The following is a 20,971-nucleotide window of genomic DNA, read 5'->3' on the forward strand; positions in this document are numbered from 1 at the left end:
GTGCAACGAAGAGGACTGCCCATGAAACCGTTCCGTGCACGCGCCGTCAGCGCCGCAGTGGTGCTGCTGCTGGCCGCCAACCTGGGCGCGTCGACGCCGGTCGCCTTCGCCGACACCCTCGAGGACCAGCAGGCCGACCTCCGGGCCGAGGCGGCCCGCGTCCAGCAGTCACTGGAATTCGTCGACGCCAAGATCGCCAAGGCCGCCGGCGACCTGGTGGTCTACCAGGGCCAGCTGCCCGGAGCCCAGCAGGCGCTCCTGGACGCGCAGGGCCGGGTGGCCACCGCGGTGCGGGAGGTGGAGTCCCTCGCGGCCCGGGTGGACCTGGCGCAGCAGAACAAAGCCAAGATCACCCAGCAGCTGGACACCGACAAGAAGAAGATCGCGGACACCAAGAAGCTGATCGGCCAGATCGCCACCCAGGCGTACAAATTCGGCGGCGTGCCCTCGAACCTTTCGCTGTTCTTCGGTTCCAACAACGGCGGCAGCCTCACCGACACCATCGACCTGGCCGACCAGGCCCTGCGCAGCCAGAACTCCGCGATGGACAAGCTGAACCAGCAGAACGCCACCAACGTCAACTCCCAGGCGCGGCTGCAGGCCGTGGAAGCCGAAATCCAGGACCTCAAGGCCAAGGCCGACGCGGCGCTGGCCCGGGAGAAGGCGGCCCGCGACGAAGCCGAGGCCAAGAAGGCCAAGGTCGACAAGCTGATCGCGGACACCACGCGCCTGAACAAGCAGCTCAAGGCCGCCAAGCCCGGCATCCAGAACCAGCTTGCCCAGGTCAAGGCCCGGCAGGACGCTGTTGCCGCGGAGATCGTCGAACGCGACCGCAAGCTGCGCGAGGCGTGGCTAGCCGAGCAGCGGCGCATCGCCGCGGCTGCCGCCGCAGCCGCCGCCGCGGCGGCCCGCGCCCAGGGCCAGGCGCCGCCCCGGCCCGCACCCTACGTTCCGCCGGCGCCGGGACCGGTCTCGGCCTTCGGCCTGCGCAGCCCGTTCAACGGCGTGCCGATCACGTCCGGGTTCGGCTGGCGCGCGACGCCGCCGGGCACCATCGACTTCTACGGCCAGGGCGGCTACATGCACACCGGCATCGACTTCGGTGCCGCCTGCGGCACGCCGGTGTACGCACCCGCGGCCGGCACGGTGTTCTCGGCAGGCTGGGCGAACGACGGCGGCGGGAACAACGTCAAGATCTCCCACGGCGTCGTGCAGGGCAACTCGCTGACCACGATCTTCTACCACAACACCTCCGTCGTGGTCTCTCCCGGCCAGCAGGTCAGCCAGGGCCAGCTGATCGCCTACTCCGGCACTACCGGAAATTCCACCGGCTGCCACTCGCACTTCGAGACCTGGGTCAACGGCCAGGCCGTGGACCCGATGGGCCTGCTCTAAACTGGAACTGACCGGATCCAACGACTGAGGAGTTTTACCGTGCCCAAAGAAAGTGGCCGGAAGGTAGTGGCCACCAACCGCAAGGCCCGGCACGACTACCACATCCTGGATACCTACGAGGCAGGCATCGCGCTGATGGGCACCGAGGTGAAGTCCCTGCGCGAGGGCCACGCGTCCATGGTCGACGGCTTCTGCACCTTCTACAACGACGAGTTGTGGATGGAGGGAATCCACATTCCCGAGTACCACCAGGGCAGCTGGACCAACCACGCCGCCCGCCGGCGTCGCAAGCTGCTCCTGCACCGCGAGGAACTGACCAAGATCTCGCACAAGATCCGCGAGTCCGGGTTCACGATCGTGCCGCTGCAGCTGTATTTCGTGGACGGCCGCGCGAAGGTGGAAATCGGCGTCGCCCGCGGCAAGAAGGAATACGACAAGCGCCAGACGCTGCGCGAGCAGCAGGACAAGCGCGAGGCGCTGCGCGTCATGCGCGAACGCAACCGGGCCTGACGCAACCGGGCCTGACGCGCCCGTCCGGCTCCCGCGAAGCGGCCGGGAATGATTCCGGCGCAGGGTGCGTTATGATGGGTAGTCCGGGAAGGATCGTCAAGATTCCGACCGGCAGTTATTGAACCTTGATAACAAAATACGGGGATGATCGGTTTCGACGATGTTAGTCGCGACAGGTGAAGCGGGCCGAGGATGCAGAATTATCTCGTAAACGCTGTCTGCAAACCAATAAGTGCCGAATCAAAACGCACTGACTTCGCTCTCGCTGCCTAAGCAGTAAGACAGTCCGTCAGCCCGGGGTTGCTATCGCCCCGGATCCTGGCGTCATTTAGATAGCCACTGCTGTTTACCCCCGTCATCGGTGTGAACGGGACTCTTTGATGACTGGGCCCGGATCAGCCACCTGTTTGCAGGATGGCTGGGGCCGAGAAAATCCGACGCAAACTGCGCCCGGAGAAGCCCTGACAACACGACATCGGACGGGGGTTCAATTCCCCCCATCTCCACAGACGGAGCCCGGCAACGGAGCTCCACCCCGTAGCAAAAGGCCGGAAGCATCAGCTTCCGGCCTTTTTGCTGTGCCCGCCGGCTCCTTGAAAGCTCGACGGCGGTGGTAACGGCGGGTGCCGGTCAGCGCTTCTTGATGTGCGCCACCGGGTCCGTGTGCTCGTCGACGATGTGCTTGGCCTTCTTCTCGGCCCGTTTTTCCTTGATGGTTTTGACCGGCTTTTTGCTCAGGTGCCGGTGCGGCGACTTGTCAGGCATGGCGCGCTCCCTAAAAGGTGGGGGCCCGGGATGAGCCCGTGCTTTTAAGGCTACGCCTCGGGTACGGCGACGTCCACGATGCCGATGAACCGGCTCCCGACGCCTTCGTACTCGCTGCGCACCAGGCCGGCGTCCGGGCCGGGCAGTTCGTACGGCACGTGGTGGGCGCAGCAAAGGTGGGTGAACTCCGGCCACCATTTCTTCGGACGGGCGTTTTCGGAGAAGCCGCAGACCGTGCAGGTCAGCTGCACCCAGACCGGCCGTTTGCCCGTGCGGTTGGCGCGGGACTGCTGCAGCCAGGCGGGCGGAGTGTCCAGCAGTTCGTCCAGTTCGGCGTCGGACAGGCGGGACGGTATGCCGTGACGGTTGGCCATTTCCAGCGGGATATCAAGGATTTGGGCAGCTTCACGTCTGGTAACCATCCTTCAACTTTACGGGATCCGGGCGGGCCTGCGGCCCGGCGGCGCCCGGTGCTAGGCTCAAGCCACACCCGGCATCCCGGTGCCGGAGGAAGGCAGCAGCCATGTCCGGCAGTCCCGCCGCAGCGTTAACGACCGTCGAAAAACGCGTGCTGTACGTGGCGATCGTCGCGTCCTTCATGGCGTTCCTCGACGGTTCCGTGGTCAACCTCGCCCTGCCCGCCATCAGCCGGGAACTCGGCGGCGGCCTGGTCGTCCAGCAATGGGTGGTGGACGCCTACCTGCTCACACTCGGCGCGCTGATCCTGGTCGCGGGTTCGCTCTCCGACCAGTTCGGCCGGGTGCGCGTCCTGCAGTGGGGCCTGGCCGGGTTCACCGCCACGTCCGTGCTTTGCGGCTTGGCGTGGAACGGTGAGTCGCTGATCGTGGCCCGCGGCCTGCAGGGCATCGCCGGTGCCCTGCTGGTGCCCAGTTCGCTGGCCCTGATCGTCACGGTCTTCAGCGGACCGGCGCAGTCCGCGGCGATCGGCAAGTGGTCCGCCTGGACCTCCGGTGCGATCGTGGCCGCGCCGGTGCTGGGCGGCGTCTCCGTGGACGTCTTCACCTGGCGGGTGATCTTCTTCTTCAACATCATCCCGGCCGCGGCCGTCTGGCCCGCGCTCCGGCGGCTGCGTGCCCTGGACCGGGGCCGGGCCCCCGGCGCCCGGATCGACGCCGCCGGGACCGCCCTTGCGGTCATTGGCCTCGGCGGTGTCGTCTACGCCTTCATCGAACGCGGCACCCGGGGCTGGGGTTCTCCGCAGGTCTGGCTGCCGCTGGTGCTTGGCCTGGCCGCACTGGGCGCCTTCCTGCTGCACGAGCATCGCACGCCGGCGCCGATGATGCCGCTGCGGCTCTTTACGATCCGCAACTTCGGCTGGGGCAACGCCGCCACCTTGGTGATCTACGGGGCGCTGAACCTGGGCTTCTTCGTCCTCGGGCTCTACCTGCAGCAGGTGGCCGGGCTGGGCGCCACCGCCGCCGGCCTTGCCCTGCTGCCCTCCACCCTCCTGCTGCTGCTGCTCTCCGCCCGGGTCGGAACGCTATCGGGCCGGTACGGTCCGCGCTGGTTCATGACGGCCGGGCCGCTGCTGTGCGCGGCTGGATTCTTGATGATGCTGGGCATCGACCTGCCGCTGGACTACTTCGGCCAGGTGCTGCCCGGGCTGGTGGTGTTCGGCGTCGGCCTGGCCGTGACGGTCGCGCCGCTGACCGCCGCGATCCTCGGGGCCGTGGATCCGGAGGAATCGGGGATCGGATCGGCGGTCAACAACGCCGTCGCCCGTATCGCAGGCCTGGTGACCATCGCCTTCGCCGGGCTCATCACCGGCCCGGTGATTACGACGGCGGGCCTGCACGGCACGGCGGCGGTCACCGCAGGCCTCTTCATCGCGGGCGCCGCGGCGTCCGCCGTCGGCATCCGGAACCCTCCGCCGGCGCCAGACCCGGGCGGGACAAGCCCAAGCGGAACAGATCCGGGCGCGGGCGGGCGCGGGGCCTAAGGGGTGACGCTGCAGCCGGCGTGCGCGGCGTCGCTGTGCACCCAGAGCGCGGCGGCCACCTCGTCGGCAAGATCGATCTCGCGCGGAGCCCCGCCGGCGCCGATCCGGACCACCAGCGGCCCGCCGAACGGCTTGCGGCCCAGGACCTCGACGGCGGAGTCCAGGTCGATCTGCTCGGCGGCGAGGTAGCGCAGCAGCTCGGGGTTCTCGTCGCTGATCCGGGTGATCCGGCCGCTGTGGCCGTCGTCGAGTTCGCTCAGCCGGTGCGCCGGCGGCATCAGCACCGAGCCGTCTGCCGCCGGAATCGGGTCGCCGTGCGGATCGCGGACCGGGTTGCCGAGCTTGGCGGCCATCCGTTCGATGAAGGTGTCGGAGACAGCGTGTTCGAGCAGTTCCGCCTCGTCATGGACCTCGTCCCAGCGGTAACCGAGTTCCTGGACCAGGAACGTCTCGATCAACCGGTGCCGCCGGACCATGGAGAGCGCCAGCTGTAGCCCGTCGGCGGTCAGGGTGACGGCGCTGTAGGGCTTGTGGTCCACCAGGCCCTGGTCCTTGAGCTTGCGGACCATCTCCGATACCGAGGAGTTGGCCACGCCGAGCCGCTGCGCCAGCTGCGTGGAGGTGATGGGCTTGTCCTGCCACTCGGTGAACGAGTAAATGACCTTGACGTAGTCCTCGATCGAGGAGGATGGGGGACTGGTCTTCACAGTCCCAAGCCTACCGTCCGGCGGCGCCGGTGAACGTAAGCCACAGCAGCACCAGGTTCAGGGCCACCACCAGGACTACGCTGACGATTGCGGCGACCCGCAGCGCCATCCCGTCGGCGAAACCGCCCATCAGGGACTTGCTACTGGTCAGCACGACAAGCGGCACCAGGACGAACGGGATGCCGAAGCTGAGCACGACCTGGCTGAGCACCAGCCCCCAGGTGGGGTCGAAGCCGACGCCCAGCAGGACGACGGCGGGGATCAGGGTGAGGACCCGCCGCAGCATCAGCGGGATGCGGATCTTCAGCAGGCCCTGCATGATGGTGCCGCCGGCGTAGCAGCCCACCGAGGTGGAGGCCAGGCCGGAGGCGAGCAGTCCGACGGCGAACACCGCGCCCAGCACCGGGCCGAGGTTGGCCGTGATGGCGCCGTGGGCGCCTTCGATGGTGTCCGTGCCCTCCTCTCCGCCGAGGGTGGACGCGGCCAGCAGCAGCATCCCGATGTTGACGATCCCGGCGACGGCCAGGGCCGCGACCACGTCCCAGCGGGTGGCCCTGACCAGCCGGGAGACGGCGTGGGCGGGGACGTGCACGTGGGGGTTCGGCCGGTGCCGGTCGCGGGAGAGCGCGGAGTGGACATAGATGGCGTGCGGCATCACCGTCGCGCCGAGCATGCTGGCAGCCAGCAGCACAGTGTCCGGGCCCTTGAAGCCGGGCACCAGCCCGGCCGCGACGCCGCGCGGGTCCGGCGGACTGATGAACAGCCCGGCCAGGAAGCCCACCGTGATGATGGCCAGCAGGAAGATGATGACGAACTCGAACGGGCGCTGCCGGTTGCGGCTCTGCACGGCAAGCAAGGCCATGGAAATGCCTCCCACAATCACCGCCCCGAGGGGGAGCGGCAGGCCGAAGAGGAGGTACAGGGCCAGCGCCCCGCCCACCACCTCGGCCAGGTCGGTCGCGGCGGCGACGATTTCGGCCTGGACCCAGAAGGCGCGGCGCCACAGCGGCCGCAGCCGCTCGCCGAGGATCTCCGGCAGGCTCTTGCCCGTGACGATGCCGAGCTTCGCGGACTGGTACTGGACCAGGACCGCCATGACGTTCGCCGCGACGAGCACCCAGACCAGCAGGTAGCCATACTGCGCGCCGGCGGTGAGGTTTGCGGCCACGTTGCCGGGGTCCACATAGGCGATGGCGGCCACGAAGGCAGGGCCGAGCAGCCCCAGCAGCGCACGACGGCGGCCGCGCACCCCGCGGGCGGGCGGCAGCGGCGCGGGCTGCTGTTCGGGTCCGGCGACATGCAGCACTGTGGTCTCCCTGAAGTTCTTGACTGCCTACATATAAAAGTTAGGCACACCGAAATTCTAGGGGTGCGGCGGGATGCGTGCAATCCTCAGGTCCTGGTGGCCCGCCAGCTCTGCGTCAGGTAGGGCAGGGTCAGGAGTTCGCCGTCACTGTGGCCAAGGTGCTCGTGCAGGTACCAGTCGAGGTTCCCCAGCACCTTGGCGCGGGTGGCCTCGCCGGCCCGCAGGTAGTAGCTGCGGGACTTGGCCAGTTCCACGAGGTCCCCGGTGCTGACCGGGTCTTCCCAGCGGGTGAGGTGGCTCTCCAAGCCGGTGAACTCCGGGCCGACCGTTGGCCTGAAGTCCGGTTTGTGGACATCGCCGGCGTGCATGATCCGGGACAGTCGGTGCACCCACGGGACGGAGGTGTCGAGCTGGTTCCAGACCAGGCCCAGGACCCCGTGCGGCCGCAGGATGCGGGCTGCCTCGGCGCTGGCGGCCAGCGGGTCGCACCAGTGCCACGCCTGCGCGACCGTGACCAGGTCGAAGGCCGCCGCCGGCAGGCCGGTGTGCTCGGCAGTGCCCTCGACGGCGGTGACGCCCGGCAGGGAACGGCGCAGTTGCGCCAGCATGTCCAGCGACGGGTCGACGGCCACGGTTGCCAGGCCGCGTTCGACCAGCAGCGCCGTGTACTTGCCGGTTCCGGCGCCCAGGTCCGCGGCATCCCGGGCCCCGGCCGGGACCAGCCAGTCGGCCGAATCCGCCGGATAGCCCGGACGGACGCGGTCGTAGTGCTCTCCGCCGTCCTGGAAGCTCCGGCCCAGCTCCTGCCGGCGTGAATGGTGAAGTTTGGGGCCGCCGCGTGCCACGTGCGATCTCCTTCGGCAGCTCTGGTGGGTACCTGAAGAATTTACCGCACGGCCGGAGGCCGGACTGCGCCTACTCCACCGTGCAGGGGGCGGCGCCGGCGGTGCCCGGGGTGTTGGGCGCCCAGTGCGGGTAGCTGCGGGTGTCGTTGGCGGGGACCCAGCGTCCGGCGTCCACGACGTAGTCCCAGCCCAGGCCCTGCCGGCGCAGGTCCCGCAGCCCGGCGAGCAGCCGTTCGGCGTCCTCGATCCGGGAACCGAGGCCGAAGCTGGCGCGCAGTGAACCCGCGGGCAGGCCCAGCCGTTTGAGCAGCGGATGGGCACAGAACCTGCCGTCCCGCAGCCCGACGCCGTGCTCTGCGGACAGGTACGCGGCCACCAGGCCGGCGTCGTACCCTGCTACCGAGAAGTTCACGACGCCGATCGTGCCGGGCCCCTCTCCGCGCGCCGTCTCCTCGAAGATGTGGTGCACGCTCACGCCGTCGAGCTCCTGCAGCCCCTCGACCAGGAAGGACCGGATGGCGTCCTCGTGGGCGTGCCATTCCTGCTCGTCCAGGGCCTCGAGTACCTGCGTGGCACGGGCCAGCGCGGCTGCGCCCAGGACGTTGGGGGAGCCGCCCTCGTGCCGTGCCGGGCCGGTGGTCCAGCTGACGCTGTCCAGCCTCGCGTCGCGCACCGCGCCGCCGCCGGCCAGGTGCGGGGCGCCGGCGTCGAGCCAGTCCGGTCGTCCCACCAGCACCCCGGCCCCGAAGGGGGCGTAGAGCTTGTGCCCGGAAAAGGCGAGGTAGTCTACGTCGTCGGCGGTGAGGTCGATCCGCCGGTGCGGCGCCAGCTGGGCGGCATCCACGGCGATCCGCGCGCCGAATTCATGGGCCAGGGCCGCCAGCTCGCGGATGGGCAGGATTTCGCCGGTGACGTTCGAGGCACCGGTGACGGCGAGCAGGCTGATCCCGCCGCAGGCCAGTTCGGCGCGGAGCCGTGCCACGGTCCCGGCCAGCGTGGGCGCGGCGACGACGCTGCGGTGCGGGACGTTCTGCCAGGGCAGCAGGTTGGCGTGGTGCTCGATGTCCAGGTAGAGGACTTCCCCGGCCGGCGATCCGTCCGCCGCGGGCAGGCAGCCGGCCAGCAGGTTCAGCGAGTCGGTGGTGTTGCGCGTGAAGATCACTGCGTCGTCGTCCCGGCCGCCGACGAAGCGGCGGATGATGTTCCGGGCGTTTTCGTACACCGAGGTGCTGAGCTGGGACGCATAGCCGGCGCCGCGGTGGACGCTGGCGTAATACGGCAGGATCTCGTTCAGGTAGGCCGAGACCACCGACAGCGCCGGGGCGGAGGCGCCGTAGTCGAGGTTCGCGTAGCGGACCTGGCCGCCCTGGATCAGCGGTGCCTGGATCTCGGCGCCGGAAACGGCGGACAGCGGCCGGCGGGCCGTGGCCGGGCGGGCATCGCAGCGCCCGGCGGTGGGGGTGGGAATGGTGGCAGTCGACATGGGACCTCGCTCGAAAAGGACCCCGCACACAGGGGGATCCGCGCTTGCCGGGTCCGCTCCGGACCGGCCAGGTCGTCACCCGGGGCACCCCGCCGCGAAAGGAGGGTTGCCGGCCAGCAAACCGGGGTTTAGCGCTGGCACTCGTGACCTGGTTCGAGCCTAGGACATGGCCCCCGCGCACCGGAAAGGAGGGCCGCAATGTGAAGCAGAGTGTTACGCCGCCGGGCCGCTGCCGGGCTGCTAGAGCAGGTCGTCGAGGTTGGGGTTCAGGCGCTTGAGGACTTCGGAGTGCAGGATCGAGTTGGTGGCCAGGGCGTTGCCGCCGAACGGCCCGTCTTCGCCCTCGAGCGAGGTGAAGCGGCCGCCGGCTTCGGTGACGATCGGGACCAGCGCGGCCATGTCGTAGAGGTTCAGTTCGGGTTCGCAGGCGATGTCGACGGCTCCCTCGGCCACGAGGCAGTAGGACCAGAAATCCCCGTAGGCGCGGGTGCGCCAGACTTCCTCGGTGAGGCCGATGAACTCGTCGAGGTTGCCGCGCTGCTTCCAGCCGCCCAGGCTGGAGTAGGAGAGGGAGGCGTCCGCGAGCCGCGAGACGTTGGAGACCTTCAGCCGAGTGGCGGCGGCCAGCGAGCGGCCGGTGTACGCCCCGGCGCCCTTGGCCGCCCACCAGCGCTTGCCCAGGGCCGGGGCGCTGACGACGCCGACCACCGGCTCGCCCTCGTCGACGAGGGCGATCAGGGTGGCCCAGACCGGGACGCCGCGGACGAAGTTCTTGGTCCCGTCGATCGGGTCGATGATCCAGCGCCGCGCGCCGTGGCCGGAGCTGCCGAATTCCTCGCCGAGCACGGCGTCGCGCGGGCGGGAGCGGGAGAGCTGGCCGCGGATGGCTTCCTCGGCGGCCTTGTCGGCGTCGGTGACGGGGGTGAGGTCCGGCTTCGTCTCGATCCGAAGGTCGAGCGCCTTGAAGCGGCTCATCGTCTGGGAGTCGACGGAATCGGCCAGTACGTGGGCAAGGCGCAGGTCATCGTTGTAGCTCGAAGCTGGTTGGCTCATGCCTCCAAACTACCGCCTAAGTGCCGGGCGGGCCGGGAAGCCACGTCCCCGCGGGCCGCACAGCGGGCTGTTCGGCGGCCCGGGCGCCGGCTCAGGAGACGCTGCCAAGCTCCTTGGTCTCCTGGGCTTCCATCCGCGGGTCGGTGCCGAGCAGGCGGCGCAGGGAGGCCAGGCGGGCCGGGCCGGACGGGCCGGCGTGTCCGGCCTGTACCCACGCGTCCACGCCGCAGTTGACCGCAGTGGCGTCGTGCTTGCAGCCGCGTTCGCAGTCCTCGGTGCCCGGTTCGAGGTCCGGGAAGGAGTGCAGGATCCGGTCCGGGTCCACGTGGGCCAGGCCGAAGGAGCGGATGCCGGGGGTGTCGATGATCCAGCTGCCGGCCGGGGCGTCGCTGACTTTCAGCGCCAGCGCGGAGGAGGAAGTGTGCCGGCCGCGGCCGGTGACGGCGTTGACGCCGCCGGTGGCCCGTTCGGCGCCGGTGAGCGCGTTCACCATGGTGGATTTGCCGACGCCGGAGTGGCCGAGCATGACGGTGACCTTACCGTCGAGGTGCGCCCGGAGCTGGGAGACGGCGTCCCGGTCCAGCCGGGCGGACAGGCCGTCGTCGGAGCGCGCGTCGATGCCGGAGGCGGCGGTGTCCGCCGTTTTGGAGATGATCACCGGGAAATCCAGGTGCCGGTAGTTGGCGAGCAGCTCGGCGGGGTCCTTCACGTCGGCCTTGGTGACCAGCAGCAGCGGCTCGATGCCGGCGTCGTAGGCGGCGACGAGGGCGCGGTCGATGAACCCGGTGCGCGGCTCCGGGTTGGCCGCGGCAACGACGACGACCAGCTGGTCGGCGTTGGCGACGACGGCACGTTCGATCGGGTCGGTGTCATCCGCGCTGCGGCGCAGCAGCGTCCGGCGGTCCTGAATCTTGACCAGCCGGGCCAGGGTGTCGGGTTCGCCGCTGACGTCCCCGACCAGCGAGACGAAGTCCCCGGCCACCACCGGATTGCGGCGCAGCTCCCGGGCCCGGGCGGCGATGATCTTGCGTTCGTCGGCTGTGCCCTCGTCGACGACGGCGGTGTAGCGCCCGCGGTCGACGGTGATGATCCGGCCGGTGACGGCGTCGTCGTAGCTGGGCCGGTCCTTGGTGCGCGGTCGGGAGCCTTTCTTGTTGGGACGGATCCGGACGTCGGATTCGTCCCAGGAGTCAGTGCTGCGTGCCACCGGCGGCGTCCTTGTCTGCGGTGGTGTCCGGGCCGAGCATGGCCTCCCAGAGCTGCGGAAAGTCAGGCATGGTCTTGGCCGTGGTGCCGATGTCCTCGACCTCCACCCCGGGGACCGCAAGGCCCCAGATGGCGCCGGCGGTGGCCATCCGGTGGTCGGCGTAGCTGTGCACGACGCCGCCGTGCAGCTTCGCCGGCCGGATCACCAAACCGTCAGCGGTTTCCTCCGCGTCGCCGCCAAGCCGGTTGATCTCGGTGACGAGGGCGGCGAGCCGGTCCGTTTCGTGGCCGCGCAGGTGCGCGATGCCGGTCAGCGTCGAGGGGCCGGTGGCCAGGGCGCACAGGGCCGCGACGGTCGGCGCGAGTTCGCTGGTGTCGGCGAACCGGCCGCCGGTGATCTCGGGGCCGCCGGTGACGGTGAGGGTGCCGTCGGCCAGCGTGACGGTGGCGCCCATGGCCGGCAGGATGCTGCGCCACAGGTCGCCCACCTGGGTGGTGCCGACGGGCCAGTTGGGAATGCGCACGGTGCCGCCGGTGGCCAGGGCGGCGGCCAGGAACGGCCCGGCGTTGGAGAGGTCCTGTTCAATCCGCCGGTCGAAGGCCCGGATCGGTCCCGGGGCAACGCTCCAGTGGTTGGGGACCGAATCGTCAACGCTGACGCCGACGCTGCGCAGCACGGCGACGGTCATCTTGATGTGGTCCAGGCTGGGGACCGGGGCGCCGGGGTGCTCGGCGCTGCGGTGCTCCAGGTGGAGTCCGTCGCGGAACCGGGCCCCCACCAGCAGCAGGGCGGAGACGAACTGCGACGAGGCGCCGGCATCGATCACCAGATGCCCGCCGCGGACCTGCCCGGTTCCCTGCACCGCGAACGGCAGCGACGAGGCGGGCCCACCCTCGGGTGCGCCCACGGCCACGCCGAGGCCGGCGAGGGCCTCGATGATGGTGCCCATCGGCCGTTTACGGGCATGCGGGTCGCCGTCGAACACCGTCGTGCCGCGGTGCAGCGCCGCCAGCGGCGGCACGAAACGCATGACCGTTCCAGCCAGGCCGCAGTCGATGGCCGCGTCCGCCGCGGCGGCGTCCGGGGCGATCGGGGTGATCTCCAGGTCCGGGCCATAGGCGCCGTCGCCGGGGACTTCGGTAATGGTGGCGCCGAGCTGCCGCAGCGCACCGATCATGAGGGCGGAGTCCCGGGAGTGCAGCGGGGCTCGGAGCCGGGACGGCCCGTCGGCCAGGGCCGCGAGCACCAGGTACCTGTTGGTCAGCGACTTGGAGCCGGGTACGGTGACGGTCGCATCGACCGGACGCTGCGCGAACGGCGCGCGCCAGTGTGGACCGCCCGCGGCCGGCAGGGAGGGGGCTGCTGCGGAGGGGGTGCTGCCAGTCATGCGGGGTTAGGCTCCGACTGCGTGGTCCACGGCCTTGCGGACCGCCTTGTCCGCCTTCTTGAACTTCTTTTCGGTGCTCTTACGGGCATCGGCGGCCAGGTGTGCGGTGCTCTTGCGGGCATCGGCCGCCAGGTGTTCGGCGCGCCAGGCCAGGCTGGGCTTGCCGGCGGTGTCGACGGAGGCCAGCAGGACCCCGCCGGTGAGTGTGACGTTCTTCAGCAGCTGCTTGCGGCGGGCGTCACGGCCTTCCTTGGACGTGATATCGGCGCTGCGCCATTCGACGTACGCGTTCAGTGCGGAAATTGCCGCCAGGACGGTGGCGGCGAGGCGGGCGGACTTGCCGAGCGCCAGGCAGACGCCGGCGCCGACCTGGGTGCCGCCGATGACGCGGGCCAGGACCTTCTCGTTGGTCTGGAACGGCAGCGTCTCGGCCGCGCGGCGCAGCAGGGGGGAGAGCTGGGTGGCCGTGTCATCCGCATTCCGGAGCTTGTCCATGCCTGCGAGGACGAAGCTGGAGGCGAGCATGGGGCGGGCAAGAAAGCGGACAAACGACATGAATTTCCTCCTGGGTGGACGAACCGCGGACGTTGTGCGGGGGAACCGGTTCTAGTCTTGCACTTTTGTGGAATATTTGCCCGTCCTCCCGGGTTGTGCATGACAGCTTTGGACGCAAACAGGAAGGCGGAGCTTTGGTGCTGGTGAACGACGCAGGACTGCTTGACGCGGTCCCCGTGAACCCGTGGGCCGAGGCCTTCACGGGTGTCCCGGGCGCCCGCCGGAAGGTGACAGTAGACTTGAAGGCAATGAGCACCATGGATCCGGCCGTTGCGGCCACGCACGAGGTAGCCGGAAACGACAACGCCAAGCCCGCCGACACCGCCGCCGAGGCGGCCGCCGGAGAGACCGTTGCGGCGGATGGCACCGGCCAGCCGCTGGACACCTCCGTCGAGAGCTCCGAAGAGCGCCGCCTGCGGTTCGAGCGCGATGCGATGCTGTACGTGGACCAGCTGTATTCCGCTGCCATGCGGATGGCCCGCAATCCGGCCGACGCCGAGGACCTCGTCCAGGAGGCCTATACCAAGGCGTTCTCCGCGTTCCACCAGTACAAGCCGGGAACAAACCTTAAGGCCTGGCTGTACCGGATCCTCACCAACACGTACATCAACCTGTACCGCAAACGGCAGCGCGAACCGCTGCAGTCGAACTCGGACACCATCGAGGACTGGCAGCTGGCGCGGGCCGAGTCGCACACCTCAACCGGGCTTCGCTCGGCGGAGGCAGAGGCGCTGGACCACCTGCCCGACTCGGACGTGAAGCGGGCCTTGCAGTCGATCCCGGAGGAGTTCCGCCTGGCGGTCTACTTCGCCGACGTGGAGGGCTTCGCGTACAAGGAAATTTCAGACATCATGAATACCCCCATCGGGACCGTCATGTCCCGCCTGCACCGCGGCCGGAGGATGCTGCGGGACATGCTGGCCGACTACGCGGCGGAGCGGGGATTCAGGGCCGCGGGCGGGACTGCCGCGGCGGCCGACGGCAACAATCAGGAGAACAGGAAATGAGCGACTGCCAGGGACTGGGCGACTGCGACGACACCCGGATGCAGCGCATCTACGAATACCTCGACGGCGCCCTGACGCACGATGACATTGCCGAGATCAAGCAGCACCTGGACGAGTGCCCGGAGTGCCACGAGCAGTACGACCTTGAGTGCGTCATCCGCGTCATGGTCAAGCGCTCCTGCACGGAGGCCGCGCCGGAGAACCTCAAGAATTCCATCCTCGACCGGATCCATTCGATCCGGCCGGTCGACGCCGAGGCCTAGGCGCAGCGGGCCGCTGCCGGCTGCATAACGAAAGACCCCGGGAACCGTGCGGTTCCCGGGGTCTTCCGTTTAAAGCTGTCTATCCAAGCCGTGGCTTAGGTGTTGGGGCGCTTACCGTGGTTCGCGCCGCCACGCTTACGGTCACGACGTTTACGTGCACGCTTGCTCATAGCTGGCCTCCTTAATCTTGATACTCAAAAGAGCTGCCCTCAAGTCTCCCACATCGGCGCAGCCGCCGCGAACCGGGACGCGGCCGTCGCCCGTTAGTCCTCCAGCGAGTTGCGGATGGAGATCCGGGCCTGGTCCAGCACGGTGCGGACCGTTTCGAGGGTCACCGGGCTGACGGGCCTGGCCCCGGCGTGCCGCCGCAGCTCGATCCTGATGTCATCCCGGAAGGACTGCACCAGCATCTCGGCCTCGCGCAGGCGGCGGTCGCCTTCCTTGGAGTAGCGCACGGCCGCCGGTGCGGCGCTGCGGGCGGTGGCGCGGGCCGCCTCGGCCGTGGCGGCCAGGTCGGCGCGCAGGCCCTGCATGTTGACCCGGATGTCCTGGCGCAGCTTATCCGCGAGCCGCCGGACCGAGGCGGAAATGTCGTTCTCCACATCGGCGAGTTCCCCGCGCCGCGCCTCGAGCTCCACCAGGCCCGCCGGGGTAATGCTGTAGTTCGTGCGCCGGCCCTCCGTATGGGTGGCCACGAGCCCTTCCTCCTCCAGCTTCGCCAGCCGGGGGTAGATGGTACCGGCGCTGGGGGAGTAGGTGCCGCCGAAGCGGTCGCTGAGGGCCTTGATCAGTTCGTAGCCGTGTTTGGGGCCGGATTCCAGCAGGGCCAGCAGGTACAGCCGCAGCGCGCCGTGGGCGAAGACCGGGGGCATCAGAGCCCCGCTTCTGCGCCCGGGTTCGGCTCGCTGTGGAAGATGGAGGTCTTGCCCGAGACCGAATTCGTCCTGACCAGCATCAGCTTGGCATCCGGGCCGGCGATGGTCTGGACGTTGCCGGCCGGCTGGGCGTACCGCTGGTCATCAATGACGACGGCGCCGCTGGCCGACTTCGCGATGATGTCCACGCCCACGTCGTGCGGCAGCCGGATGGTCACGTCGCCGGAGACGGAGTTGGCGCCAAAATCCTGGGTGAAGCCGTGCAGGTCGAAGTTCAGGTCGCCGCTGACGGTGTTGGCCCGGATGTTGCTGAACTCGCCCGAGGCGGTGACTTCGCCGGAGACGCTCTTGGCCGTCAGCACGCCGTGGTGGTTACGGACGATGACGTCCCCGCTGACCGTGCCGACGCCGAGCTCGCCGGTGGTGCCGTCGGCCAGGACGGAGCCGGAGACGGTGTTGAGCCTGGTGTGGCCGCTGAGCCCGGAGACCATGCCGTCGCCGCTGACCGTGCCGGCCTCGACGTCGACGCCGGCGGGCAGGGCGATGCTGACCACCACCGAGTTGCTGGAGTTGTTGTTGACCGTGCCCATCAGGTTCTTGAACCAGCCCTGCGGGCCGTGCAGCTGGTGCCGCAGTTCCAGCCGGCCGTCCGTGAGGCTGACCGCCAGCGGATCGCCGTCGACCTCGGAGACCTCCACCCGGACCACCGCCTCGTCGTGGGTGACGATGTCGAAGCGGCCGCGGACGATGCCGAGCTTGAGCGAGCGGACGCCGTCGACGTCGATGGTCTGGGGACCGCTGACGGTCCACGCGTTCTGTTCCATGGTTCCTCCGGATTGCGGACGGGACGCGGAATCGCTGCGCCATCGCTTGCGATATATCGCGTTTATGGTCCCACCATAGGGTCCCGCCGGGCGAAGATCAAGATATATCGCGAGTCGATTTTTTGCCGCGCCGGCTTGTCCGCCCCGGCAGGCCCATGACCTACTCCGGCGCCTCCATGCCAAGCCACTGGAACCAGCCCCTGTGGAGCACAAGCCAGGCCATCAGACCGTAGCCGGCCTGTCCCGGGGTCCCGCCGTTGGCGGCGAGGTCCTGGCGCCACTGCTCGTGGTTCAGCAGCGGCGAAAACGTGTCCACGTAGAGGTGCTTGCGCCGCGTGGTGACATCGGCGAAGGCGGTGTTCAGTTCGCCGAGCCGCCGGTTCTGGGCCGGGTCCAGCGTTGGCGGCGGCCCGACCACGAACACCTCGATCTTGTGCTGGGACGCCGAGTCCAGGATGTTGGCGAGGTTGAGCCGGCTGCGGGCGGTGGAGAGCCCGTACTCGATGTCGCGTCCGGACAGGCCGATCACCAGCCGGTTGTCGTGCCGGGGGTCGAAGCGCCGGCCGGCTTCTTCCAGCCAACGTTCGGCCAGGCCCTCGGTGCCTTCCTCCGGGCAGGGCAGCGGATAGCTCTCCAGGGACCGCCCGTCCCGCGGGGTGCGGGCCAGCACACGCCCCAGCCAGCCCAGCGCCCGAGGGTCTCCCAGCCCTGCCAGCAGCTCATCCCCAACGGCCGCGATCCGCAGCTTCCGATCTTCCACGACTACCTCTTCACTCCCGGTACCGGCAGGCCGCCCCCGCCTTCGGGGCGGGCCACCGGTTTAAAACAACGCTGCCCGGCCGGAGTCGTGGAGTACCACTTCCGGCCGGGCAGCCTGACCCTACTTACGTGCGAATGCCTGCTTGAGCAGGGCGTCCTGCTCGGCGGCGTGGCGCTTCATCGACCCGGCCGCGGTGGACGCGGAAGCGGGCCGCGAAACCAGCCGCACGCGGCGGTCCAGGGCGTCCGGCAGGTTCAGGCCGATGAACGGCCACGGTCCCTGGTTGGCCGGTTCGTCCTGGGCCCAGACAACCTCGGCGTTCGGGTACTTGGCCAGCTCGGTAGCGATTTCCTCGGCAGGCAGCGGGTACAGCTGCTCGACGCGGACGATCGCCGTCGTGGTGTTGCCGGTCTTCTGCCGGGTGGAGAGCAGATCGTAGTACAGCCGGCCGGAGACCAGCAGCACACGGTCGACGGCGTCGGCCTGCAGCTGCTCGTGCTCCGGGATGACCGGCCGGAAGGTGCCCGTGGTGAAGTCCTCGACCGAGGAGGCCGCGGCCTTCAGACGCAGGAGCTGCTTCGGGGTAAAGATGATCAGCGGCTTCCGCGGCCGGCTGTACGCCTGGCGGCGCAGCAGGTGGAAGTGCGAGGCCGGCGTCGTGGGGTTGGCCACGATCATGTTCTCCTCGGCGCACAGCTGCAGGAAGCGCTCGATCCGGGCGGAGGAGTGGTCCGGACCCTGGCCCTCGTAGCCGTGCGGCAGCATGAGCACGAGCGAGGACCGCTGGCCCCACTTCTGTTCCGCGGACGAGATGAACTCATCGATGATTGTCTGCGCGCCGTTGACGAAGTCGCCGAACTGCGCCTCCCACAGCACCAAGGCGTCCGGGCGTTCCACCGAATAGCCGTATTCGAAGCCCATGGCCGCGTATTCGGACAACAGCGAATCGTAGATCCAGAGCTTCGCCTGGTCCTCGGTGAGGTTCGCCAGCGGCGTCCACTCCTCGCCGTTGGCGCGGTCGTGGAAGACGGCGTGGCGCTGCACGAAGGTGCCGCGGCGGGAGTCCTGGCCGGCAAGCCGGACCGGGATACCCTCCATGGTCAGTGAGCCGAAGGCCGCCAGTTCGCCGAAGCCCCAGTCGATGCCGCCTTCGCGGGACATCACTTCACGCTTCTCCAGCAGCTGCTTGAGCTTGGCGTGGACCGTGAAGCCCTCCGGGAATTCAACGTGCGCCTTGCCGATCCGGGCCAGGGTTTCGGCCGAGATCGCGGTGGATTCGGGCGCACCGGTGCCGGTGTCGGACTGCTGGGCGGACGGCAGTTCCAGGTCGGAGACAGCGCCGGAGTCGGCGGTGATGACCGGGATCGGGGAGGTCTGGGCGGCGTGCGTCTCGGCGAAGACCCGCTCGAGGCGTTCCTGGTAGTCGCGGAGCAGCTGCTCGGCTTCTTCCTCGGTGATGTCGCCGCGGCCGATCAGGGCTTCGGTGTAGAGCTTGCGGACCGAGCGCTTGGCCTCGATGAGGTTGTACATCAGCGGCTGCGTCATCGAGGGGTCATCGCCCTCGTTGTGTCCGCGGCGGCGGTAGCAGACCATGTCGACCACGACGTCCTTGTGGAACCGCTGGCGGAACTCGTAGGCCAGCTGGCCGATCCGAACCACGGCTTCCGGGTCGTCGCCGTTCACGTGGAAGACCGGCGCCTGGATCATCTTGGCGACGTCGGTGGAGTACGTGGACGAACGCGAGGAGGACGGGGCGGTGGTGAAACCGACCTGGTTGTTGACGACGACGTGGATGGTGCCGCCGGTGCGGTAACCGCGCAGCTGGGAAAGGTTCAGCGTTTCCGCCACCACGCCCTGTCCGGCGAAGGCCGCGTCGCCGTGCACCATGATCGGCAGCACGGGGAAGGCCTCGCCCTGGTCCAGGCGGTCCTGCTTGGCGCGGACGATGCCCTCAAGCACGGAGTCGACGGCTTCCAGGTGGGACGGGTTCGCGGCGAGGTAGACCTTGGTCTGCTTGCCGTTGTCCGAGGTGAAGGTGCCTTCGGTGCCCAGGTGGTACTTCACGTCGCCGGAGCCCTGCACGGATCGGGGGTCCTGGGTGCCTTCGAATTCGCGGAAGACCTGGGCGTAGGTCTTGCCGGCAATGTTGGTGAGCACGTTCAGGCGGCCGCGGTGCGCCATGCCGATCGCGACCTCGTCCAGGCCATCGTCGGCGGCGTCGGAGATGATGGCGTCCAGCAGCGGGATCAGCGATTCGCCGCCCTCGAGCGAGAAGCGCTTCTGGCCGACGAACTTCGTCTGCAGGAACGTTTCAAAGGCCTCGGCGGCGTTGAGCCGGGAGACGATCCGGAGCTGTTCGTCGCGGCTGGGCTTGGAGTAGGGGTGCTCGAGCTGGTCCTGGAACCACTTGCGCTCCTCCGGATCCTGGATGTGCATGTACTCGATGCCCGTGGTGCGGCAGTACGCGTCGCGGAGCACGCCGAGGATGTCGCGGAACTTCAGCATCGGCTTGCCGCCGAAACCGCCGGTGGGCCATTCGCGGTCCAGGTCCCACAGCGTGAGGCCGTAGGTCAGGACGTCGAGGTCCGGGTGCTTGCGCTGGACGTACTCCAGCGGATCGGTGTCCGCCATGAGGTGGCCGCGGACGCGGTAGGAGTGGATGAGCTGCTGGATCCGGGCGACCTTGTTGATCTCGTCGGCCGGGTCGACCTGCAGGTCCGGGCTCCAGCGCACGGGCTCGTAGGGGATGCGCAGGGATTCGAAGATCTCGTCGTAGAAGTTCTGGGCGCCGAGCAGGAGCTGGTGCACGAGCTTGAGGAACTCGCCGCTGCCTGCACCCTGGATGACGCGGTGGTCATAGGTGGAGGTCAGCGTGAGGACCTTGCTGATGGCGTTGTGGGCGATGATCTTCTCGCTGGCACCCTGGAACTCGGCCGGGTAATCCAGCGCGCCGACGCCGATGATGGCCGCCTGGCCCTTGGAGAGGCGGGGGACCGAGTGGACGGTGCCGATGCCGCCGGGGTTGGTCAGCGAGACGGTGGTGCCCGAGTGGTCGTCCGCGGTCAGCTTGCCGTTGCGGGCTCGCTTGATCAGGTCCTCGTAGGTGTGCCAGAACTCGGAGAAGTTGAGGGTCTCCGCCTTCTTGATGTTCGGGACCATGAGCAGGCGGGTGCCGTCCGGCTTGGGCATGTCGATGGCGATGCCGAAGTTAACGTGCGCGGGCTGGACTGCGACCGGCTTGCCGTCGACCTCGTCGTAGTAGACGTTCATCGAGGGGAACTGGGCGAGCGCCCGGATGACGGCGTAGCCGATCAGGTGGGTGAAGGAGACCTTGCCGCCGCGGGCGCGGGCCAGGTTGGAGTTGATCACCACGCGGTTGTCGATCAGCAGCTTGGCCGGGATGGCCCGGACGCTGGTCGCTGTGGGCACCTCAAGGCTGGTCACCATATTCGCGGCGATGGCCTTGGCCGGGCCGCGGAGCACGGAGACGACGTCCTCCTCCGGCGCCGTGGGGGCCTTGACGTTCTTGGGCAGCTGGGCCGGGATCGGCTGGGTGCCGGCGCCGGGCTCGACGGCCTTGGAACCGTCGCGGGCGACGGTGGCCGGAGCCTTCTGCTGCGCGGCGGGCGCGGCAGGGGCGGGCGCGGCTGCCGGTGCTGCGGGGGCCGCAGCGGCGGGCGCGGCCGGGGCGGCGGGTGCCGGCGCGACGACGGGGAGTTCGCGGGTGGAAGGGTTGGCGGCCGTTGCCGAGGATCCGTTGCTGGAAGAACTGTCGCCGGCATCGAAGGATTCGAAGAGCGGCCACCACTTGGCGTCTACCGTGTTCTTGTCGTGCTGGTAACGCTCGTACAGTTCGTCAACGAGCCACTCGTTTCCGCCAAATTCATCGGGTAGACGGTGGCTAGGCTGCTCTGGCACTTGAAATACGCCTCTTCCATGAGTTTGAATCCCGCTGGTTTCCACGGTGCCGCAGCACGTCAATCGAACCAGTTCTCCGCGTCCAGTGAACCCAGACCTTTGCCAGTCTAGTGACGATTCCGGCTAAACCGCCAATAAGCGTGACTCAAAT

General features: G+C 69.0%; 20 protein-coding genes, 1 other RNA gene and 1 riboswitch. Of the genes, 6 read left to right on the forward strand and 15 right to left on the reverse strand.

From position 1 onward, the window contains the following. Positions 1-21 precede the first annotated feature (21 nt). From ACTWLI_RS11200 to ssrA, 3 genes are all read left to right on the forward strand, one after another. Positions 22-1,395, forward strand: a complete 1,374-nt coding sequence (locus tag ACTWLI_RS11200; protein WP_445153929.1) for a peptidoglycan DD-metalloendopeptidase family protein — start codon at positions 22-24, stop codon at positions 1,393-1,395. A gap of 39 nt (positions 1,396-1,434) precedes the next feature. Continuing rightward, complete coding sequence (smpB, locus tag ACTWLI_RS11205; RefSeq protein ID WP_056738075.1) at positions 1,435-1,905, forward strand: SsrA-binding protein SmpB; 471 nt, start codon at positions 1,435-1,437, stop codon at positions 1,903-1,905. A gap of 140 nt (positions 1,906-2,045) precedes the next feature. Further along, positions 2,046-2,414, forward strand: a transfer-messenger RNA (tmRNA) gene (gene ssrA, locus ACTWLI_RS11210). A 121-nt stretch (positions 2,415-2,535) separates the two neighbouring features. On the opposite strand, the gene ACTWLI_RS11215 is transcribed toward ssrA, so the two are convergent. Together ACTWLI_RS11215 and ACTWLI_RS11220 are read right to left on the reverse strand one after the other, a co-directional pair. Beyond that, the gene (locus ACTWLI_RS11215) at positions 2,536-2,670 is read right to left on the reverse strand and encodes a hypothetical protein (RefSeq protein ID WP_268760372.1); all 135 of its coding nucleotides are present in this window, start codon (positions 2,668-2,670) and stop codon (positions 2,536-2,538) included. 50 nt (positions 2,671-2,720) lie between these two features. Further along, complete coding sequence (locus ACTWLI_RS11220; protein WP_445153930.1) at positions 2,721-3,092, reverse strand: hypothetical protein; 372 nt, start codon at positions 3,090-3,092, stop codon at positions 2,721-2,723. 101 nt (positions 3,093-3,193) lie between these two features. On the opposite strand from ACTWLI_RS11220, the gene ACTWLI_RS11225 reads away from it, so the two are divergent. Beyond that, a complete protein-coding gene (locus tag ACTWLI_RS11225) occupies positions 3,194-4,630 on the forward strand; it encodes an MFS transporter (protein WP_445153931.1) in 1,437 nt (478 codons plus the stop codon). Here the strand turns inward: ACTWLI_RS11225 and ACTWLI_RS11230 are convergent. The 8 genes from ACTWLI_RS11230 to ACTWLI_RS11265 all read right to left on the reverse strand — a co-directional run bounded on the left by ACTWLI_RS11230 (position 4,627) and on the right by ACTWLI_RS11265 (position 13,173). Beyond that, complete coding sequence (locus tag ACTWLI_RS11230) at positions 4,627-5,337, reverse strand: metal-dependent transcriptional regulator (protein WP_445153932.1); 711 nt, start codon at positions 5,335-5,337, stop codon at positions 4,627-4,629. The genes ACTWLI_RS11225 and ACTWLI_RS11230 overlap by 4 nt on opposite strands. A 10-nt stretch (positions 5,338-5,347) precedes the next feature. Next, complete coding sequence (locus ACTWLI_RS11235; RefSeq protein WP_445153933.1) at positions 5,348-6,643, reverse strand: Nramp family divalent metal transporter; 1,296 nt, start codon at positions 6,641-6,643, stop codon at positions 5,348-5,350. An 86-nt stretch (positions 6,644-6,729) separates the two neighbouring features. Then, positions 6,730-7,488, reverse strand: coding sequence for a class I SAM-dependent methyltransferase (locus ACTWLI_RS11240; protein WP_445153934.1), 759 nt, complete (start codon positions 7,486-7,488; stop codon positions 6,730-6,732). Between the two features lie 70 nt (positions 7,489-7,558). After that, positions 7,559-8,971 carry an aminotransferase class V-fold PLP-dependent enzyme gene (locus ACTWLI_RS11245; protein WP_445153935.1) on the reverse strand — a complete coding sequence of 471 codons (1,413 nt, stop codon included), beginning with the start codon at positions 8,969-8,971 and terminating at the stop codon, positions 7,559-7,561. A 35-nt stretch (positions 8,972-9,006) separates the two neighbouring features. Next, a riboswitch (SAM riboswitch) is annotated at positions 9,007-9,120 on the reverse strand. Between the two features lie 91 nt (positions 9,121-9,211). Continuing rightward, positions 9,212-10,024, reverse strand: coding sequence for a histidinol-phosphatase (gene hisN / locus ACTWLI_RS11250; protein WP_056738132.1), 813 nt, complete (start codon positions 10,022-10,024; stop codon positions 9,212-9,214). Positions 10,025-10,115: 91 nt separating this feature from the next. After that, a complete protein-coding gene (gene rsgA / locus ACTWLI_RS11255; RefSeq protein WP_445153936.1) occupies positions 10,116-11,231 on the reverse strand; it encodes a ribosome small subunit-dependent GTPase A in 1,116 nt (371 codons plus the stop codon). After that, complete coding sequence (aroA, locus tag ACTWLI_RS11260) at positions 11,215-12,618, reverse strand: 3-phosphoshikimate 1-carboxyvinyltransferase (RefSeq protein ID WP_445153937.1); 1,404 nt, start codon at positions 12,616-12,618, stop codon at positions 11,215-11,217. The genes rsgA and aroA overlap by 17 nt, the downstream gene beginning before the upstream one ends. A 6-nt stretch (positions 12,619-12,624) precedes the next feature. Then, positions 12,625-13,173, reverse strand: coding sequence for a DoxX family protein (locus ACTWLI_RS11265; RefSeq protein WP_445153938.1), 549 nt, complete (start codon positions 13,171-13,173; stop codon positions 12,625-12,627). Positions 13,174-13,421: 248 nt separating this feature from the next. Here ACTWLI_RS11265 and ACTWLI_RS11270 point away from each other — a divergent pair, with 248 nt between their 5' ends. Both ACTWLI_RS11270 and rsrA read left to right on the forward strand, forming a co-directional pair. Beyond that, complete coding sequence (locus ACTWLI_RS11270) at positions 13,422-14,180, forward strand: sigma-70 family RNA polymerase sigma factor (RefSeq protein WP_445153939.1); 759 nt, start codon at positions 13,422-13,424, stop codon at positions 14,178-14,180. Continuing rightward, the gene (gene rsrA, locus ACTWLI_RS11275; RefSeq protein ID WP_056738136.1) at positions 14,177-14,443 is read left to right on the forward strand and encodes a mycothiol system anti-sigma-R factor; all 267 of its coding nucleotides are present in this window, start codon (positions 14,177-14,179) and stop codon (positions 14,441-14,443) included. Before ACTWLI_RS11270 ends, rsrA begins: the two co-directional genes overlap by 4 nt. A gap of 95 nt (positions 14,444-14,538) precedes the next feature. Here rsrA and ACTWLI_RS11280 read toward each other — a convergent pair whose 3' ends face one another. The 5 genes from ACTWLI_RS11280 to ACTWLI_RS11300 all read right to left on the reverse strand — a co-directional run bounded on the left by ACTWLI_RS11280 (position 14,539) and on the right by ACTWLI_RS11300 (position 20,820). Then, complete coding sequence (locus ACTWLI_RS11280; RefSeq protein ID WP_369299106.1) at positions 14,539-14,613, reverse strand: 50S ribosomal protein bL37; 75 nt, start codon at positions 14,611-14,613, stop codon at positions 14,539-14,541. A 93-nt stretch (positions 14,614-14,706) separates the two neighbouring features. After that, complete coding sequence (locus ACTWLI_RS11285; protein WP_445153940.1) at positions 14,707-15,315, reverse strand: PadR family transcriptional regulator; 609 nt, start codon at positions 15,313-15,315, stop codon at positions 14,707-14,709. Then, positions 15,315-16,142: a DUF4097 family beta strand repeat-containing protein gene (locus ACTWLI_RS11290; protein WP_445153941.1), complete on the reverse strand. Its 828-nt coding sequence runs from the start codon at positions 16,140-16,142 to the stop codon at positions 15,315-15,317. The genes ACTWLI_RS11285 and ACTWLI_RS11290 overlap by 1 nt, the downstream gene beginning before the upstream one ends. A 160-nt stretch (positions 16,143-16,302) precedes the next feature. After that, a complete protein-coding gene (locus ACTWLI_RS11295) occupies positions 16,303-16,902 on the reverse strand; it encodes a GDSL-type esterase/lipase family protein (RefSeq protein WP_445153942.1) in 600 nt (199 codons plus the stop codon). 120 nt (positions 16,903-17,022) lie between these two features. Continuing rightward, entirely contained in the window at positions 17,023-20,820 is a 3,798-nt protein-coding gene (locus ACTWLI_RS11300; RefSeq protein ID WP_445153943.1) for a multifunctional oxoglutarate decarboxylase/oxoglutarate dehydrogenase thiamine pyrophosphate-binding subunit/dihydrolipoyllysine-residue succinyltransferase subunit, read from the reverse strand. Positions 20,821-20,971: the final 151 nt, after the last annotated feature.

Source organism: Arthrobacter sp. Hor0625 (genome assembly GCF_052567525.1).